The sequence below is a fragment of the Tamlana crocina genome, from assembly GCF_012037625.1.
Window position 1 is genome coordinate 210,820 of sequence record NZ_JAAVJS010000003.1, and the last position, 15,582, is coordinate 226,401.

13 protein-coding genes are annotated in these 15,582 nt (G+C 40.5%); 7 read left to right on the top strand and 6 right to left on the bottom strand.

Features of this window, described 5'->3' with window-relative positions:
- Positions 1-111: 111 nt before the first annotated feature.
- Together HC176_RS03225 and HC176_RS03230 are read left to right on the top strand one after the other, a co-directional pair.
- On the top strand, positions 112-1,092 hold the full coding sequence (locus HC176_RS03225; RefSeq protein WP_167916752.1) for a pyruvate dehydrogenase complex E1 component subunit beta: 981 nt from the start codon (positions 112-114) through the stop codon (positions 1,090-1,092).
- A 67-nt stretch (positions 1,093-1,159) separates the two neighbouring features.
- Positions 1,160-3,664, top strand: a complete 2,505-nt coding sequence (locus HC176_RS03230) for a DUF5686 and carboxypeptidase-like regulatory domain-containing protein (RefSeq protein WP_167916753.1) — start codon at positions 1,160-1,162, stop codon at positions 3,662-3,664.
- Positions 3,665-3,735: 71 nt separating this feature from the next.
- Here HC176_RS03230 and HC176_RS03235 read toward each other — a convergent pair whose 3' ends face one another.
- The 4 genes from HC176_RS03235 to pruA all read right to left on the bottom strand — a co-directional run bounded on the left by HC176_RS03235 (position 3,736) and on the right by pruA (position 8,466).
- The gene (locus HC176_RS03235; protein WP_167916754.1) at positions 3,736-4,467 is read right to left on the bottom strand and encodes a hypothetical protein; all 732 of its coding nucleotides are present in this window, start codon (positions 4,465-4,467) and stop codon (positions 3,736-3,738) included.
- A gap of 559 nt (positions 4,468-5,026) precedes the next feature.
- Positions 5,027-5,569 carry a cupin domain-containing protein gene (locus HC176_RS03240; RefSeq protein WP_167916755.1) on the bottom strand — a complete coding sequence of 181 codons (543 nt, stop codon included), beginning with the start codon at positions 5,567-5,569 and terminating at the stop codon, positions 5,027-5,029.
- An 84-nt stretch (positions 5,570-5,653) separates the two neighbouring features.
- A complete protein-coding gene (locus tag HC176_RS03245) occupies positions 5,654-6,454 on the bottom strand; it encodes a helix-turn-helix domain-containing protein (protein WP_167916756.1) in 801 nt (266 codons plus the stop codon).
- A 383-nt stretch (positions 6,455-6,837) separates the two neighbouring features.
- Positions 6,838-8,466, bottom strand: coding sequence for an L-glutamate gamma-semialdehyde dehydrogenase (gene pruA / locus HC176_RS03250; protein ID WP_167916757.1), 1,629 nt, complete (start codon positions 8,464-8,466; stop codon positions 6,838-6,840).
- A 150-nt stretch (positions 8,467-8,616) separates the two neighbouring features.
- Here pruA and HC176_RS03255 point away from each other — a divergent pair, with 150 nt between their 5' ends.
- Both HC176_RS03255 and HC176_RS03260 read left to right on the top strand, forming a co-directional pair.
- Entirely contained in the window at positions 8,617-9,342 is a 726-nt protein-coding gene (locus tag HC176_RS03255) for an NRDE family protein (RefSeq protein ID WP_167916758.1), read from the top strand.
- The gene (locus HC176_RS03260) at positions 9,335-10,330 is read left to right on the top strand and encodes a DUF6695 family protein (RefSeq protein ID WP_167916759.1); all 996 of its coding nucleotides are present in this window, start codon (positions 9,335-9,337) and stop codon (positions 10,328-10,330) included. Before HC176_RS03255 ends, HC176_RS03260 begins: the two co-directional genes overlap by 8 nt.
- Positions 10,331-10,354: 24 nt before the next feature.
- Here the strand turns inward: HC176_RS03260 and apaG are convergent, their stop codons facing one another.
- Positions 10,355-10,741 carry a Co2+/Mg2+ efflux protein ApaG gene (gene apaG / locus HC176_RS03265; RefSeq protein WP_167916760.1) on the bottom strand — a complete coding sequence of 129 codons (387 nt, stop codon included), beginning with the start codon at positions 10,739-10,741 and terminating at the stop codon, positions 10,355-10,357.
- A gap of 107 nt (positions 10,742-10,848) precedes the next feature.
- Positions 10,849-12,099, bottom strand: coding sequence for a type IX secretion system plug protein (locus HC176_RS03270; RefSeq protein WP_167916761.1), 1,251 nt, complete (start codon positions 12,097-12,099; stop codon positions 10,849-10,851).
- 171 nt (positions 12,100-12,270) lie between these two features.
- Between HC176_RS03270 and HC176_RS03275 the strand changes: the two genes are divergently transcribed.
- From HC176_RS03275 to HC176_RS03285, 3 genes are read left to right on the top strand one after another with little or no spacing between them, the layout of a single operon-like run.
- Positions 12,271-13,626 (top strand): Na(+)-translocating NADH-quinone reductase subunit A, encoded by a 1,356-nt coding sequence (locus tag HC176_RS03275; protein WP_167916762.1) that lies wholly within the window; start codon positions 12,271-12,273, stop codon positions 13,624-13,626.
- On the top strand, positions 13,626-14,825 hold the full coding sequence (locus HC176_RS03280) for an NADH:ubiquinone reductase (Na(+)-transporting) subunit B (RefSeq protein ID WP_167916763.1): 1,200 nt from the start codon (positions 13,626-13,628) through the stop codon (positions 14,823-14,825). The genes HC176_RS03275 and HC176_RS03280 overlap by 1 nt, the downstream gene beginning before the upstream one ends.
- A 4-nt stretch (positions 14,826-14,829) precedes the next feature.
- The gene (locus HC176_RS03285) at positions 14,830-15,579 is read left to right on the top strand and encodes a Na(+)-translocating NADH-quinone reductase subunit C (RefSeq protein ID WP_167916764.1); all 750 of its coding nucleotides are present in this window, start codon (positions 14,830-14,832) and stop codon (positions 15,577-15,579) included.
- Positions 15,580-15,582: the final 3 nt, after the last annotated feature.

Here is a 15,582-nt window from a genome sequence, read left to right on the forward strand (position 1 = left end):
TTTCGAAAAAAATACACTTAATGAAATATCCATAACTAAAAATTTGGCATTATTGCTAAATTAATGGAGTGGGTGTTACATGTGACCGTTGAAAAACAATAGAAAAAACACATGAAAACAATTCAATTTAGAGAGGCTATTTGCGAAGCCATGAGCGAGGAAATGCGCCGCGATGAAAGCGTTTATTTAATGGGTGAAGAGGTAGCCGAGTATAATGGTGCCTATAAAGCATCAAAAGGTATGTTGGACGAATTTGGGCCAAAGCGTGTTATCGATACACCTATTGCCGAGCTAGGTTTTGCTGGGGTGGCTATTGGTTCTACCATGACGGGCAACAGACCGATTGTAGAATATATGACTTTTAACTTCTCTTTAGTTGGAATTGATCAAATTATAAACAACGCTGCCAAAATCCGTCAAATGTCGGGTGGGCAGTTTAAGTGTCCTATCGTATTCCGTGGCCCAACAGCTTCGGCCGGACAATTGGGAGCGACGCACTCGCAAGCTTTCGAAAACTGGTTTGCAAATACACCAGGTTTAAAGGTTGTAGTGCCATCAAATCCTTATGATGCCAAAGGATTATTAAAAGCCGCGATTCGCGATGACGATCCTGTAATTTTCATGGAAAGTGAGCAAATGTATGGTGATAAAGGCGAAGTGCCAGAAGGCGAATACATTTTGCCATTGGGCGTTGCCGATATTAAACGCAAGGGAGACGACGTAACCATCGTGTCTTTCGGGAAAATTATAAAGGAAGCTTACAAAGCGGCCGATGAGTTGGAGAAGGAAGGTATTTCTTGTGAAATTATCGATTTGCGTACTGTGCGCCCAATGGACAGAAAAGCCATTTTAGAGTCGGTTAAGAAAACCAACCGTTTGGTAGTATTGGAGGAAGCTTGGCCGTTTGGTAACGTTGCCACCGAAATTACTTATTTGGTACAATCGGAAGCGTTTGATTATTTGGATGCTCCTGTTGTGAAAATAAACACAGCCGATACGCCTGCACCTTACTCGCCAGTATTATTGGCCGAGTGGTTACCAAATCACGAAGATGTGATTAAGGCCGTTAAAAAGGTGATGTACAAATTATAAATAAATTATATTTTTTTACGTTATATAAGCTTCATCGGCAGTATTGCTGATGAAGTTTTTTTGTATTATGAACTTAAGACTACTTATTGCCCTATTTTTTGCCGTAACCAGTTCATCAATTGCCCAAACCAAGGTGAGCGGTCACGTATTCGATGAAAACGACGAACCCATATCGTTCGCCAATGTTATTTTTGAAGGCTCCACACAGGGCACGATTACCGATGAAAACGGCCGATTTTATTTGGAGTCGGATGAAACCTGGAACGGAGTCACCGTGTCGTTTATTGGTTACGAAACCCTAAATGCGCCGTTGGAAAAAAAGGTAAACTACAATTTAAAATATGTTTTAAAGGAAGAGCGTGCCGAATTGAGCGAAGTGGTGATTGTGGCTGGAAAGCAACCCAAAAAGAACAATCCGGCGATTGATTTGCTTCGGAAAATTTGGGCACACAAACGTAGCAACGGCTTAAAGCAGTTTGACCAATACGAATACGATAAATACGAAAAAGTTGAGTTCGATATCAATACCATCGATAGCGCACTCATTAAAAGTAGGTTGTTCCGTGGGATGGAATTTGTGTTCAACGAAGTAGATACCTCGCGGGTTACGGGTAAAACCTATTTGCCCATGTTTATCAACGAGGCGTTTTCAGAAGTGTATGGCGATAACACCATCAACAAAACCAAGGAAATTTTAAAGGGCAATAAAAACTCGGGCTTTAGCGATAACCAAGTCATTATCGATTTTGTTGACGATTTGTACAACGATTTCAACGTGTACGATAATTACCTGCGTTTTTTCGATAAAAGTTTTGTGAGTCCGCTGTCCAAAACAGGCATCAGCACCTACAATTACAAATTGTTGGATAGTGCTTACATCGGCAACAAATGGTGCTATAATGTGATGTATTATCCACGCCGAAAAAACGAATTGACTTTTAAGGGCGATTTTTGGGTGGCCGATACCACTTACGCCATTAAAGAAATCAACCTTCGGGCATCAAAAAGTGCCAACATCAACTGGGTGAAAGAGATTTATATTGAGCAGGAATTTGAAGTGCTCAGCGATTCGTTGTTTTTGATAAAACGCGATTATATGATGACCGATTTCGCGTTCAGTAAAAAGGAAAAATCGAGAGGCGTTTACGGCAAGCGCACCACGCTTTACGATAATTATAAGTTCGACATAAAAAAGGACGAAGCTTTTTACGAAAAAGATGTGTATAACTATAACGAAGATGTGTACAATCGCGATGATGCGTTTTGGGCACAAAACCGTTTGGAAGACCTAAATAAAGACGAAAAAGGCGTTTATAAAATGCTCGATACCCTAAAAACTGTAAAGAAGTTTAAACGACTTTATAATTTGGGAAGTATTTTGGCGTCGGGCTATATCGAGTTTAACACACTACCATTGGATTACGGCCCCATTTTTTCCACTTTTGGGTTTAATGAAGTAGAAGGTTTGAGACTGCGAACCGGTGGCCGTACCTATTTTGGTCCGAACGATTTATGGCGTTTGGAAGGTTTTGTGGCTTACGGACTTCGCGACGACAAGTTTAAATATGGTTTGTCTGGAAAATGGCTGCTCGATAAAAAAAGCCGATTTATTATTTCCGGGGGAAACCGTCGTGATGTGGAGCAAACAGGAGCGAGCTTAACCACCAGTACCGATGTGTTGGGGCGCAGTTTGGCGTCGTCGTCATTGGTGACCACGAGTGCCAACGATAAGCTTACCAATATCAACCTCACCAGTGTGGCCATTGAGGCCGAACCGTGGCGAAATGTGGTGCTGCGCTTGGGTGCCAACTACCGCACTTTAGAGTCGGCATCGCCAACCTTTAGTTTGGATTACAACACGCCCGATGGGGTGAAATCGGAAATAAAGCAATACGAATCGACCTTTTCGGTGTCGTATTTCCCAAAGCGAAAAATGACCGGATTTGGTGTGGAACGCCGAACCGCCAACGACGATTTTGCACGTTTGTTTGCGCAAGTGAGCCGTGGAGATAAAACGGTAATGGATAGCGATTTTGATTATACCAAACTGCAGCTTTCCTATTTGCAGCCTTGGCAAGTGGGCGGCTTTGGTCGATTGACCACCTCGGTGGAAGTGGGTAAAACCTTTGGTGAAGTGCCGCTTGGTCTTTTAAGTGTGGTGCCGGGAAACCAATCGTATTTCTCCATTTACAACACCTTTTCGCAACTCGATTTTTATGAGTTCGTAACCGATACCTATGCCTCGTTCCATTTTGAGCATAATTTTAACGGACGGTTCTTTTCAAGAATTCCGTGGTTACGCAAACTCAACCTGCGTGAAATTGTAAGCGTTCGTGGAGCTTGGGGCGAACTATCCGACGAAAATATTGCACTAAGCACAACCGGCAATCCTAACAACATCGATTTGGTAGCACCATCAAACGAGCCGTATTACGAATACAGTTTGGGTATTGGCAATATTTTTAAGGTGTTTAGAATAGACTTTAATTTTAGGGGCAACTATAAAGATAACGACGCCTATCCCGATGCCCGAAAATTTGGTGTTACAGGTAGTTTTGGGTTTTATTTTTAGTGTAGAATTGGTTTATGTTTTTGCATGGTTATAGGGTTGTGCAATGGTTGCCGTTGTTGTGGGATGTTCTTTTAGTCATTCTCTTTGGCATGTTCTTCTTCAGTTATTAGATATCTCAAATTGATATTTACAATTTCTTGGTATGGTATAACGAAGTAACTACTATTAATTAATTTAAGTTCCTCGCCTTTTTTCTTTTTTTCTGGATAACTTAACACGATGTAATCTACTCCGTTGTCTTTATTTAGTTGGTAATCAACAAGATTTCCTCTGTATATGGTTTGCCCATTATCAGTATTTACAAGAATATCGACAACTCTTTGGTCAATATCGGCAGATGTAATTTCACTTTCACTATATGCAGGTATATCCCAGACTTCACCTGAAAATAAGTAATACCAATTATTGTCATAACGTAAAAAACTATATTTCCTATCCCATCCGTTTACTCTTACTAAATTCCTAAATAAATAAGAGATTACTATGGCTATAATAGTTAATGATAAGAAATATGAAATTATTTTGTAAATATTTCTAGTGATATTAGAATAATCAGCTATGGAACGAGCGTCAAAAAGTAATCTGAAAACTATATCAAAATCTATTATGTATCCACAATGTTGTACAACAATTACCCAAATAGAATGAAGCAAACCTGCCAAAAACACTGAACTAAACAACTCTCTTAGTGTATTTTTAGAAGTAAAAGATTTTGATAATTCTTTAGTGAAGTATATTCTTCTTGCCAGAATAGCAGGTGCAAGCAGAATAAATATAGCTAAACTTACTGTTGCTATATTCATCTTTTAGTTGGGACTAATTGCTTTATAGTGTAAGTTTTACCGTCTTTTGAAGATATTTTGAAATTATCTGACTTGTCAATTCGTTTATATACTTTCGCTGACAGGTCCTTGCTCCCGGTAATACGGATAGAAGCACCAGATACTTGTCTGGTTTTAGTGTCTCCCGTAATTATCTTCCATATTTTTGATTTTGTTTTCATCGTTTTAAATATACTCCAAAAATTATTCCAAAACAAATTTTATTATTTTCTTACTTTTTCAATTGAATTGCTCACATCAACTGAGTAAACACAATTGCATTTAAATCTATTAAATGTATTCCGATAAATATAAATAATTGTCTGCAATCAATAGTTGAAAAATACTATAAAATTAAAGTTCAACAAAAAAGAGGCGGTTTAAAAAGTAATAAATTAACGTCATTGCGAGGAGGTACGACGCGGCAATCTCATCATCAGTAACTAAAATTTTAAAGATTTCCACGTCGCTTCTGTTGTCTCTCCTCGGAATGAAGACTTTACTTTTTAAACCGCCTCTTCAGTTTTTTGAGAAGTAGGATTTACACAAAGGTGATGCCGTGTTCGCCGCAAATGGCAGCGACTTTTTCGAAATCGGGTGGGCCAGGAGGCAGTTGTGCCAATGTATTAAACATGTGTTCAATACCAGCGGGAAAGGCCGAGGTAATCATTTTAGCTTTTTCGGTGCCCACCACGGTCCAAGCGTGGGCAATCCCTTTGGGGGCAAATGCGGTGTCGCCAGCTTTTAAGATAGTGGTGTTGCCATCAACGGTTATTTCAACTTCGCCTTTAATCACCCTAAAAATTTCGTCTTCTTTGGTGTGGATGTGCGGCGGAATGCCCACTCCGGGTTCTACGTTATCTACCCATTCCACAATTTGGTTGTTGGTGTCGCTGCCCACCAGTTTGTGGGTTTGTATGTCGCCAATAACGTTTAAAACTTCGCCCTCGCTATCTTTAACGATTTTGGGTAGGGCGGAGGTGTTGCCGTTGTCTGCTTCTGCAGCTTGGCATTGAATGCTGCTCGGGATAAGGGCCAGCCCCAAACCTAATCCTGATGTTTTGATAAATGTTTTTCGGTCCATAATAAATGCTTTTATGCAATTTACAATGGGAATGAAAGTGGCACAATGTGAAAAGTGCCGTAAAACCTTAGATTTTGTTTTGGCTTAGGCTTTTCGGATTTCGGAAGGTGGTATGCCTGTTTGGGTTTTAAAGAAGGCACTGAAATAGTCGGGTGACGAAAACCCCAATTCAAAACTGATTTCCTTTATGGTTTTGTTCGAAAATTTTAGCGCGTGCCTAGAGCGCATGAGCAACTGTTCTATTAAAATACTTTTAGAACTCACTTGCAGTACTTCCTTAACGCATTCGTTGAGGTATTTTGGTGTAATGTTGAGCATTTTGGCGTAATCGCCCACCTCGTGATAGTTGAAAATATGCTGGTCCGCCAGTTTTTTAAAACTGTAAACAATATTGGCTTTCGAGCTGTTGTCGTGTACCATCGTTTTAATGTTGCATTGTCCGTCGCAATAAATAAAAAAGGTGTTGAGCAACGAAAGGATGGCTTCGTCTTTATGGTTGAGGTGCGAGCCCAAAAGTTCGTCGATCATTTCTAAAATGGACTGTGTACGCTTTTCAATACCTGGGCTGAGCTTAAACATCGGGGTGTTGTCACTGCTAAATAAGCGTACTTTGTTAATGTGCAGATTACTCAATGTGGGCTGGTTCAACACGGCTTCGCTTAAATAAAGTACGTAACCAGAAACATTTGTGTTTTGGATGGAGAGACGCCATTGGTGTTTGGAGTCGATAAAGAATACGGCATCGGACACGTTTTTATGAAAAGCACCGTTAATTCCGATGCCGTCAATTTCATTTTTAACCCAACACACCACAGAGTAGCCCGGTTTTTGTTTTGGGGTTTCTGTGTGGCTAATGGGCGATATGCTAACGGAGCTTGGCGTCATTAACACAAATATAAGTGTTTTCGTTTTAAAATATTGGAGTGGTTTAAAACGAAAAAAGACGGTTTAAAAAGTGAAATCGTCATTCCGAACAAAGTGAAGGAATCTTTAAAATCAAGTTAATGATTAATAAGATTGCTTATTGAGCGTTTCATTTTATAATAATGCAGCATAGCGATTCAGGTTACACATAACAATTGAATAAATACCATGGCGTTTATGCTAAGATGTTTTTTTCGGATTAATATAAAATATTAGTAGTTGAAATAGCTAAAAATATTACAATCTAAAAAGCTTCAAAAAAAAACAGGCTGCAAAATGTGCAGCCTGTTTTTTATAGTTATGAAAGTTTCCTTCCCGATGGCTATCGGGATGATAAGGCATGGTTATTCCCCTAAAAACGGATAGCGGTAATCGGTTGGGGTTACAAAGGTTTCCTTAATCAACCTTGGCGATACCCAACGCATGAGGTTTTGTGCGCTACCGGCTTTATCGTTGGTACCCGATGCTCTGGCGCCTCCAAACGGTTGTTGGCCCACAACGGCTCCGGTACACTTATCGTTAATATAAAAGTTTCCGGCGCTGTTTTGCAGGGCGTCGGTAGCCTCGGTAATGGCGTATCGGTCGGTGGACAAAATAGCTCCCGTTAAGCCATAATCGCTGGTTTCGTCAACCAGTTTTAAGGTTTCCGCGTAAGCGTCGTCTTCATACACATAAATGGTCAACACAGGGCCGAATAGCTCGGTGCACATGGTGGTGTATTTAGGATCTTGTGTAACGATTACGGTAGGCTCCACAAAATAGCCTTTGCTTTTATCGTAGTTTCCGCCGGCAATGATTTCGGCTTCATTGTCATTTTTGGCCGCGTCGATGTACTTCGCCAATTTATCGAACGAGCCTTCGTGGATTACAGCCGTAATAAAGTTGTCCATATCTTCTGGTGAGCCTATTTTAAATGATTTCACATCTTCCAAAAGATATTTTTTTACATCACCCCAAATACTTTTCGGGATGTAGGCACGGGAGGCCGCACTACATTTTTGGCCTTGGAATTCGAACGCACCACGCGAAAGCGCGGTCGATACTTGCTTTGGCACGGCCGAATTATGGGCTATTATGAAATCCTTTCCTCCGGTTTCGCCCACAATACGTGGGTAGGTTTTATAATTGTGGATGTTGTTTCCTATTTGTTTCCAAAGTTCCTTGAATACAAAAGTAGAACCCGTAAAGTGCAAACCAGAAAAATCGGGGCTCGACAATACGGTGTTACTGATCATTTCGGGGTCGCCAAATACCACGTTAATCACTCCTGGTGGCACGCCGGCTTCCTCAAAAATATCCATGATTACCTTGGCTGAATACACTTGGCTGTCGCTGGGTTTCCAAACCACCACATTGCCCATTAAGGCCATGCACGAGGGTAGGTTTCCGGCAATAGCCGTAAAATTGAAAGGGGTTACTGCGTATGTGAAGCCTTCCAAGGGGCGGTACTCCACACGGTTCCAAGCATCGCTGGTGCTTTCGGGCTGTTCCATGTAAATGTCGGTCATGTACTGCACGTTGAAACGCAGAAAATCGACCAATTCGCAAGCCGAATCGATTTCAGCTTGATGTATGTTTTTAGATTGCCCCATCATGGTGGCGGCATTTATTTTGGCGCGGTAAGGGCCGGCAACCAGTTCGGCAGCCTTTAAAAAGATGCCCGCACGTTGTTCCCACGGTATTTTGCTCCATTTTTTTCGGGCTTCCAGAGCCGTAGCAATAGCGTCTTCCACATGGTGCTTTTCTGCCAAATGGTAACTGCCAACTATATGTTGATGGTCGTGGGGAGGCGAAATAGGCTTAGTATTGCCCGTAGAAACGTATTTCCCGTTAATGTACAATGGTATTTCTATCTTGCTGTTGTACATGGTTTTATATGCTTCTAAAACAGCAGTACGTTCTGGCGTTCCTGGCGCATAAGATTTTACAGGTTCGTTTACGGCAATTGGTACATTAAAAAAGCCTTTTCCCATAGTTTTGCAGTTTTTGTTATTAAAAATTCAGTGAATGTGTAACAAAGCTAGTAATTTTCAAATGATAAATAAGGGTGCGGGTTGCTAAATCGGCGTTAAAGTTTCCAGAATTTTTGTAAGTTGGCTATCTGATTTAAGACTACTGGTTTTATGTGTACTGTTACGATTGTTCCGCAGAATAACAACGACTTTGTTTTGACCACCAATAGGGACGAAGCACCCAATAGAGTATCGCTCGACCCCGATTTTTATAACCATGGAAATACCAAGCTTTTATTCCCCAAGGATGAAATGGCCGGAGGCACGTGGGTTGGCGTAAGCGAAAAGCAGCGGGTAGTGTGTGTGCTGAATGGTGGTTTTGAATACCACGAACGGAAATCCAGCTACGGAAAAAGCAGAGGCGTTATTACCAAAGATATATTGGCTGCCGATGCTGTTTTGGAAAGTATAGAGCATCATGATTTAACAGATGTGGAACCCTTTACCATGGTGATTGCCGATTGGAACAACGGTTTAAAATTTATGGAATGGGTTTGGGACGGAAACCAAAAACACATTACCCAATTACCTTTGGAAGCTCACATTTGGTCGTCGTCCACTTTATATTTACCAGAAATGAAAGCGGAACGGTTAAAATGGTTTCGAGATTTTAAATCGGAGCACGCATTAAATGCCGAGACGCTGTTGCAATTCCATAAAACCGCAGGTTGCGGCAATAGTGATTTTGGTGTGATTATGGACCGAGGTTTTGTAAAAACCACGAGCATCACCCAAGTTGAAAAAATAGACCAAAAGGTAAGCATGCGCTATGAAAACCTCCAAAAAAGTACATTGTCTTCAGTCATCTTCAATTTACCACAAACCGTAAATGAATAATACTGGCATCATTTTAACCTTAGCATATCCGGAAACGATTGTTATGGTTTCCAAAGAATGGTTTTCACCGTTTTTACGTTTCTTCGGTATTGGCAAAAAGAATTATTTGCGGGCTGGGCATGCGGCTTTGGTGCTTATAAATAAAGAAACCGGTGTTTTGGAATACCACGATTTTGGACGCTATATTACGCCCGAGCCTACCGGACGTGTACGTGGAAAGGATACCGATAACGAATTGGATTTTCCGTTAATGGCGACTATTGAAGGTGGGAAAATTATCAATTTAGAAGACATTCTATCTTTTTTGGGTACGCATCCCAAATTGACGCACGGCGACGGAAAATTGATTGCTTCGGTTTGCGATGCGGTTGATTATCAAAAAGCGAGAACGCACATCACCAACATGCAAAACAAGCACTTTATTCGCTATGCCGCTTTCATAAAAGGAGCCTGCAACTGTGCCCGTTTTGTTACAGATAGTTTGATTGCTTCGGCAACCGATAATACTATTAAAAGGAAACTTGAAAAATCGAAATGGTTTACGCCCAGTACCGTTGGAAATGTGGTATTGGCCAATACTGAAAATAAGGTTTATGAGGTTTCGGAAACGGGTAATATTTCAGAATTTAAAGGCTCACAAAAAAGTGAAAATATCCGTTGTTTTTTAGATCGATTGAAAGGTCATAAAGTTAATTTTGTGGGGACATTACGGCCCAAACCTGTTGACGGCTTGCATGAAAAAGCACAATGGTTGCCCGGTATTGCTGCTGGTGCGTGGTTCGAATTACATGCTAACGGTCACGACACAGAATTTGATTATAAACGCATTTCACCTCATGGGAATATTGATGTGCACGATAGGTTTGTGGCGCAGGACGAAGGTTTTGATTACAATTCAGAATTTGAATTCGTGCATTATTCCAACTGCAAATTTTTTCATGTGAAACAAAATGGAAGGGTATTTCGGTTTAAACGAAAGGTTGACTGATTTTGTCCTTTATAGAAACCGACCTTAATTTATAGCAAACGGCGCACTCAATCTAAACGTAGGGATGGCCACTAAAAATTTTTTGGTGGTTGTAAAATTAACCATACTGTAGTGTCCTTGCATGGCTCCAAAAGGCGAAGTGAGTAAACAACCAGAGGTGTAAGTATGTGTTTCGCCGGGTTTCAATACTGGTTTTTTGCCGATAACGCCTTCACCCGAAACGGTTTCGACATTGTTAAGTGCATCCATAATTTCCCAATGGCGGGCATTGAGCTGTACCGTGTCTTTGCTTTGGTTGTGTATGGTTATGGTGTACCCAAAAGCGTACTGTATTTTATAGTTTTTATAAAATGAGCCTTCGTAGTGGGTTTCCACCGAAATTTTTATGCCTTTTGTAACTTGTTGAACCATGCTAACTATTGATAAACAAAGCGTTTTGCGCTGCTAAAATAACTAAAATAAAGCGGATGGCGTTAAATTTTAACGCATACCGATAAAATATTAGTTGAAATGCGCGATTAGTTCGAGATATTAACCGAGCTGCCTTCGCCTAAACCAATAATTTGGTCGTATCGGGCACCTAGATCGCGATAATACACCAGTACTTTGTAGTTGTTTTCAGTTTGGTAGAAATTACCGCCAATAAGACCTTCGTCAATATTGCCGTCGTTGTTTGCCACTACATATTTGTAGTTGTAGAATCCTTGTTTCAATAAAATGGGTTTGGTGAAAACTTGATTGTTTTCGTCGTATTCCAAACGAGTGGATTCGTCAATAATATAATTGTTGAAGTTACCATAAACATGGATGTTTTTTCCAATTAAGTGGTCTTTGGCTTCCAAAGAAAAATGCACCCAAACATAATCGGCTTCAATACTGGGGTTTTCGGCATCGATGTTTAAAATTACGTAGTTTCCGTTGATGTCGGGGTTGTAAGTGTACGGTCTGTTGGCACGGACAATGTTAGTGTAAAGGTAATTGTGGTAAAGATCTTTTAAGTCGATAAACTGAATGCCCGTGTTGGCTGCTCGCACATCTTTATTTTCAAAGAAAAAATACTCGTTTCCGCCCCAAAAACTGGTTTCGGTGTCGTATTTGTAAATCAGTTGGTTGCCAATAGTGTACTGTGGCTTAAGGTTCGAAATCACATTGTGCAAATTGTTGTTCTGAACAATAACGGCCTTTACGGTTTGTTTGGGGTTGTTCAGTTGCATATTGTTTGGCGTGATAACAATATCCACACGTTGCTTTTCTTCAATATGCTGAATGTCGCGAGAGCGTTTTATGCTCACCCCAACCGAAGCTTTGTCTTCGTAAATCATGAATTTCCGTGAAAATACCAACTCGTTGCTGCTGTTGTAAATGGATAGGAGGTAGTTGCCAGAAACTTTCAATGCCCTGGTTTGATTATTTGGGATGGTGAGTTTGTAATGCGAATAGATTTGGTAAGTGTTGTACGAGTTCTCATAATCGCGGATGCGTTGGTTGTCGAAACCGTCCATAAATTCAGAACGGACCAAAACCGACGGCGTCCAATCGTAATTAAAATGTTCTATTTTGTAGTAGTAATCGTCTTCATTGCCGTTTAGGGCATCAAACTCCAAAACCAAATATTCGCCCAGCCTTAAAATCGGCAATTGGGTTTCGGGGGTGTCGCCTTTAAAATTTATGGTTTTAATATAATTTGGCGGCGGGGTTTCTTCCACTTGTGCAAATCCGATAACGGAGTAAATAGCTATGAAAATGGAAGTGATGAGGTTTTGTTTCATTAGGAAATCGGTGTAATAAAACGTAAAGATATGCAAAATCCATTCCTTTTTGAAAATTGATTATTTAGAATGGATACAAATAACAAAGTCTGAAGAACATTACGTTTTTTTACTGAAGAAATTCGTATTTTTGCACCGATTTTTAGACAACTAATTTCAATAAAAATAAATATGTCAAACGACATTCGTATTAAAAAAGGTCTGGACATTAAACTTAAAGGTGAAGCTGAAAAAACCTTAGAACAGGCGATTATCAGCAACTACTGCACCGTTAGACCAGAAGATTTTCATAGCGTTACACCCAAACTTGTTGCAAAAGAAGGTTCCTCAGTTAAAGCTGGGGGCGTTTTGTTTTACGACAAAAGTAACGAGGCTGTGAAGTTTGCATCTCCAGTTTCAGGACAAGTGATTGAGATTGTTAGAGGGCCAAAAAGACGTATTGATGCCATTAAAATCCAAGCGGATAAAACGCAGGAATTTGAGGATTTCGGAGCATTTAATTTAGATGCCGCAAAACCGGAAGATTTAAAAGCTCATTTGCTTAAGTCGGGGTGTTGGCCGTTTATTAAGCAGCGTCCGTACGATGTAATCGCTAATCCAGCAAAATCGCCAAAAGCTATTTTTGTTTCAGCTTACGCTAGCGCACCATTGGCAGCCGATTTAGACTTTACATTAAAAGGAAAGGAAGCCGAATTGCAAGCCGCGATTACAGCACTTGGAAAATTAACTGAAGGTAAAGTGCACGTTTCGGTTGGTAAAAACGCCAATTCTCCATTGGCAGGACTGTCGGGTATTACTTTACACAAAGTATCTGGGCCACACCCATCGGGGAATGTGGGCACGCAAATCAATAAAATAAACCCTGTAAACAAAGGTGAGGTAGTTTGGACGGTAAGTCCACAGGATCTTGTGATTATTGGGGAGCTTTTATTAACCGGGAAATTCAATGCCGAGCGTATCGTTGCTTTGGTAGGTTCTTCGGTTAAAAAGCCACGTTACTTTAAAACCCTTATCGGTAGTGAAGTATCAACCATGATTTACGATAACGGCGTTGAGAAACGAAGCAACGACCGTATTATTTCAGGAAACGTGTTGTCTGGTAAGGAAATCAAACCGGATGGCGCTCTTGATTATTACAGCAATACACTATCGGTGATTCCAGAAGGCGACGACTACGAATTGTTCGGGTGGAATAAACCGATTTTCAATAAAATTTCTACCACTAGAGCCATGACCTTTTCGTGGTTAAACCCAAACAAGAAATACGAATTGGATACCAATACCAATGGCGAGCACAGGGCCTTTGTGGTAACTGGAAATTATGAAGAGGTTTTTCCGTTGGATATCTATCCTTTGCAAATCCTAAAAGCCTGTATGTATAAAGATTTGGATGAAATGGAAGCTTTGGGTATGTACGAGGTGGCTCCAGAAGATTTTGCCTTAACGGAATTTGTTTGTGTATCTAAACAACCACATCAAAAAATAATAAGAGAAGGCTTAGATTTAATGCTTAAAGAGATAGGATAATGGAACTTAAAAAGAGATTACATATTTTAAAAAGAAAGTTCAGGAACAAAAAAATGGCTCCTGCTTTTAATGCCTTGCATACTTTCTTATTCCTGCCTGATGAAACTACGCATGGTGGTACACATATTAAAGCAGCTGACGATTTAAAGCGTACCATGAACACCGTAATCATGGCTTTGGTGCCTTGTTTGATTTTTGGTATGTTCAATGCCGGTTATCAGCATTATTCGGCTATTGGTGCGCCGGTAGAATTCTTGTCTTGGGATGCCTTTTACATCGGTTTAATCAAAGTGTTGCCGTTAGTAATTGTGTCCTACGGTGTTGGTTTGGCCATTGAATTTTTATTCGCCGTAATTAAAGGTCACGAAGTAGAAGAAGGTTACTTAGTAACAGGTATGTTAGTACCGCTAATTGTACCAGTAGATTTACCACTTTGGATGTTGGCTGTTGCTGTTGCCTTTGGCGTGGTGATTGGAAAAGAAGTGTTTGGTGGTACAGGAATGAACATTCTTAACCCAGCATTGACTATCCGTGCCTTTTTATTTTTCGCTTATCCAACTTGGATGTCGGGCGATAAAGTTTGGGTGCACGGAGCTGTAGATCGCGCTCAGGAAATTGCCGGTGGAGCCAATCTGGATGCTATTTCGGGCGAAACCATTTTAGGTAGCTTGGCGCAAGGGAATCCAGCAGGGTATTCCATAGCCGATATGTTCTTCGGATTTATTCCTGGTTCAGTAGGAGAAACATCAACTTTATTGATTCTTTTAGGAGGGTTGTTTTTAATCTTCACCAAAATTGGAAGCTGGAGAATCATGTTGTCATCTGTAATCGGTGCTTTGGTAATGGGCTTGATTTTCAACGCCGTTGTAAGCAGCGGATGGATAGCTGAAAGCAGTAAGTTTTACGGATTGATGAGTACTGAATTCTGGCACCATTTATTGATTGGTGGATTTGCTTTTGGTACCGTATTTATGGCTACCGATCCGGTAACGGCTTCGCAAACCAATAAAGGAAAATGGATTTACGGATTTTTGGTTGGTTTTATTTCCATACTTATCCGTGTGTTCAACCCGGCTTACCCAGAAGGTGTGATGTTGGCCATCTTATTGATGAACGTATTTGCACCAACCATCGATCACTACGTGGTACAAGGTAATGTGAAGAAAAGAATGAAACGTTTAAAAGTTAAAACGGCTTAATACAATGAGTAATAAAACAGATAGTAACGCATATACTATAATATTTGCCATAGGCATGGTATTGGTAGTTGGAGCATTATTAGCGTTCACTGCAGCGTCTTTAAGGCCTTCAATCGATAAAAACAGAGAAATTGAAACCCAGCAGAACATTTTGTATGCTATGGGCGTAAATGAAAACGACGAAAGCAGCGCACAGTTTGTTGACGCTTCTAAAGCTCCCGATTTATTCAGCCAATACATCAAAAAACAATTGGTGATTACTGAAGGAACTAACGTGAAGGAAAACGATCAAGCGTTTTTGATCGACGTTAAAAAAGAGCAGGCTAAAGCTAAAGAAGGTGAAGAAAGGCGTTTGCCATTATTCGTTGGTGAAAAGGACGGACAAAATTACTACATCGCTCCAATCCGTGGAAAAGGACTTTGGGATGCTGTTTGGGCATACATCGCTATGGACGAAAACATGGTGATTCAAGGGGCTTATTTTGATCATAAAGGTGAAACACCTGGTTTGGGAGCCAATATTAAAGAGCGTTTCTTTATGGACGATTTTATTGGTGAGCACTTATTGGACAGCAACGGTAACTTTAAAGGTGTGGAAATCACCAAAAGTAATGCCGATCCAACCAACCAAGATAAAACTGATAACGAAGTAGATGCTATTGCAGGGGCTACCATTACAGGAAATGGTGTGGCAGCAATGATTAAAAGTGATTTGTCGTTGTATGTGCCGTATTTCAAAACTTTAAAAAATTAATCG